The 3,100-nt window shown below is 39.5% G+C and carries 3 protein-coding genes; 2 read left to right on the top strand and 1 reads right to left on the bottom strand.

Annotated elements, in window-relative coordinates:
* A partial coding sequence (locus IM515_RS17480) for a DUF4351 domain-containing protein (protein ID WP_287629895.1) occupies positions 1-439 on the top strand: 439 nt, incomplete at its 5' end.
* 77 nt (positions 440-516) lie between these two features.
* On the opposite strand, the gene IM515_RS17475 is transcribed toward IM515_RS17480, so the two are convergent.
* On the bottom strand, positions 517-1,071 hold the full coding sequence (locus IM515_RS17475; RefSeq protein WP_287629894.1) for a Uma2 family endonuclease: 555 nt from the start codon (positions 1,069-1,071) through the stop codon (positions 517-519).
* Between the two features lie 225 nt (positions 1,072-1,296).
* On the opposite strand from IM515_RS17475, the gene IM515_RS17470 reads away from it, so the two are divergent.
* Complete coding sequence (locus tag IM515_RS17470; protein ID WP_287629893.1) at positions 1,297-2,937, top strand: DNA methyltransferase; 1,641 nt, start codon at positions 1,297-1,299, stop codon at positions 2,935-2,937.
* Positions 2,938-3,100 lie beyond the last annotated feature (163 nt).

Genomic DNA, 3,100 nt, shown 5'->3' with positions numbered 1-3,100 from the left:
TGCCATACTCGCTCAAGCTGAGAAACAAGAAAACTTACTGCGGCAAATTGCCCAAGAAATCGAGCAAATCAGCGATAGTCGAGAACAAAGTAATCTGGCTGCATCTACCGCAATTCTGGCCGGGTTAGTATTAGAGAAAGACATCATTCAACGATTATTGAGGAAAGACATCATGAAAGAATCAGTTATCTATCAAGAAATCTGGTCGGAAGGTTTACAAGAGGGACGACAAGAGGGACGACAAGAGGGACGACAAGAGGGAGAAGCTAACCTAGTTTTACGTCAATTAAATCGGCGTGTAGGGGACATTTCTCCCGAATTATTGCCCAATATTCGCAGTCTTGACCTAGAACAGTTAGAAAACTTGGGAGAAGCTTTGTTAGATTTTCAGTCACTACAAGATTTAGAACAATGGCTGGAAAATTGCCGAGCTAGTTAGTACAAATAAACTAAATGCGATCTATCCATTCCCATGGAAACAGCAAGCTCTCAACGACCTTGAGAGTGGTTTACATTTTAATCTATTCCCCGGTAGAGATCGGCGATCGCTAACTCTAGGTTAATACTTGGCAGGATCACCCGATCGCCCGTATCGTAAATAGTCGTTTCCCATATCCCCAGAGAATTACGACGACGGCATTCCACGCGCTGGATTTCTTGGGAAATTAATACATATTCTTCTAAAGTTTCTATCTGTTGATAATCTTGGAATTTTTCGCCCTTGTCAAAAGCAGTCGTACTGGGGGAAAGCACTTCCGCGATCAGTTTCGGATAGCGTTTCAGATAACGATCTTGGCGATCGCGAGGATCGCAGGTAACAAAAGCATCGGGATAGTAATAAAACTGATCTTGATAGTTAACCTTGACCTTACCCGAGTGAAACCGACAGTCTGTAGAGTCGCCGAAATGTTCGTCAATGACTTTGAGAAAATTGAAGGCAATGCGATCGTGATTATCCGTACCGCCGGCCATCGCATAAACCAAACCACGTCGGTATTCATGACGGATCTGGCTCTGGCGCTCGATAGCGAGATATTCTTGAGGACTGATGTAGTTGGGAACTGCGATCATAATCTCTAGGGGTAAGCCTAGTATCAATTATAGTCGGAAGGTTTACGAGAGGGACTTCTGCTGACACTAGGTTAAATTTTGGGCGCACGCAGTTCGAGCAACTCACTGACCACGATGCGGTTCTTCTAATTAGTACACTCATATTATTGTAGGGGCGAATTGCATTCGCCCTCTTTAAGGGAGAATAATAATACAATTGAGATGCGGTCAATTATCTTAATCTCTATGGTCAATAAACTATACTACGGTGATAACCTAGAAGTGCTGCGGAAATATATCAAAGATGAATCGATCGATCTTTGTTATATCGATCCACCCTTTAATTCTAAACGTAATTACAACCAAATTTATAACAACTTAGGCAAGGAAGATCAAGCACAAGCACAAGCGTTTGTGGATACCTGGACATGGGATAATCACGCTAACGAAGCTTTAGAAGAAATTCAAAGCAACTATCAGGGTAAATTTACCAGTCAGACTATCGATTTAATTGACGGTTTAACCAAAGTTTTGGGTAAAGGTAGTCTTCTCGCTTATCTGGTGAGTATGACTCTGAGGATTGTGGAAGTCCATCGAGTTTTAAAATCTACCGGTAGCTTTTATCTCCACTGCGATCCTACTGCCAGTCATTATTTAAAAATAGTTTTAGATACTATTTTTTGCTCTCAGGGGGGTGATTATATTGCTGAAATTACTTGGGAAAGAACATCTGCTCATTCAGATTCCAAGACTTTTGCTAATACCACTGATATTATTTTTTTATATTCCAAGCTAATTTTGATGTTTAATCAACAATTTAAGCCATATTCAGAAGAATATCTGAAAAAATATTATAAGCATCAAGATGGCAAAGGAAGATTTTTAGATAGAGATTTGACTGCTGGTGGACTGTCAGGTGGTGGTTATAACTATGATTGGAAGGGAATTAAAAAGCTGTGGAGATGCCCTATAGAAACAATGCAAAAATACGAAGAACAAAATAAATTATATTACACAAGAAATGGTACTCCTAGATTAAAGCAGTATTTAGAAGAAATGCCTGGAGTACCACTGACAAATTTATGGAATGATATTCCTCCAATTAACTCACAAGCATCTGAAAGATTGGGTTATCCCACGCAAAAACCGGAGGCATTGTTAGAAAGAATAATCAAAGCAAGTAGCAATAAAGGAGATGTAATTTTAGATGCCTATTGTGGGTGTGGAACGACTATCGCTGTAGCAGAGAGATTAGAAAGAAACTGGATTGGAATTGATATAACCTATCAGAGTATTAGCTTAATGTTAAAGCGACTAGAGGACTCCTTTGGTAAAAATGTTTTAGATAAAATTGAACTAAATGGTATTCCCAAAGATCTAGAATCAGCCAAAGCATTAGCCACTAAACCCGATGATCGTACCCGTAAAGAATTTGAGAAATGGGCGGTTTTAACCTATAGTAATAACCGGGCAGTGATTAATGACAAAAAAGGGGCAGATAAAGGAATCGATGCTATTGCCTATTTTCAGGGAGATAAAGACAACCGCGAGAAAATTATTTTTCAAGTAAAATCCGGTAATGTCAAATCGGGAGACATCAGAGATCTACAGGGAACTATGACAATACAAGGGGCAGCCCTGGGTATATTTATCACCTTGAAACCCCCCAGCAAAGATATGATCCAAACAGCCAAATCTGCGGGAATTTATCGCGGTCGTTACATGAGTCAAAGTGTCGATAAAATTGAGATTGTGACAGTACAAGAAATCCTTGAACAGAAAAAACGTCTCGATGTTATCCTCACCTTTGAAGTCCTGAAAGCTGCCGAAAAACAAAGGGAAACCCAAGGACAACAAATGAGTTTAGATATACCCTTCCCCGAATAAAAATCCTTTGGTTATTTTTGGGGATAGGGTGATAATTTTGTTAAAATATAGAGCAGCCTTAACCTATAATTGAATTAACAATGTATGATTCTACCTGTAAATTTATCGCCCTTGAATATTCGAGAGACTTAGCCACTTGGTTACTGGGTAAACCCTTAGAATT

This window comes from Microcystis sp. M44BS1, assembly GCF_020244875.1.
In the GTDB taxonomy this organism is placed as follows: Bacteria; Cyanobacteriota; Cyanobacteriia; order Cyanobacteriales; family Microcystaceae; genus Microcystis; species Microcystis panniformis.
Note: the sequence above shows the minus strand (reverse complement) of the source record. Positions and strands in the feature narration are given on the sequence as shown.

Bases quoted from the DNA above. Each gene is read 5' to 3' on its own strand.
- IM515_RS17475 (WP_287629894.1), bottom strand. From the start codon at position 1,071: ATGATCGCAGTTCCCAACTACATCAGTCCTCAAGAATATCTCGCTATC.
- IM515_RS17470 (WP_287629893.1), top strand. From the start codon at position 1,297: ATGGTCAATAAACTATACTACGGTGATAACCTAGAAGTGCTGCGGAAA.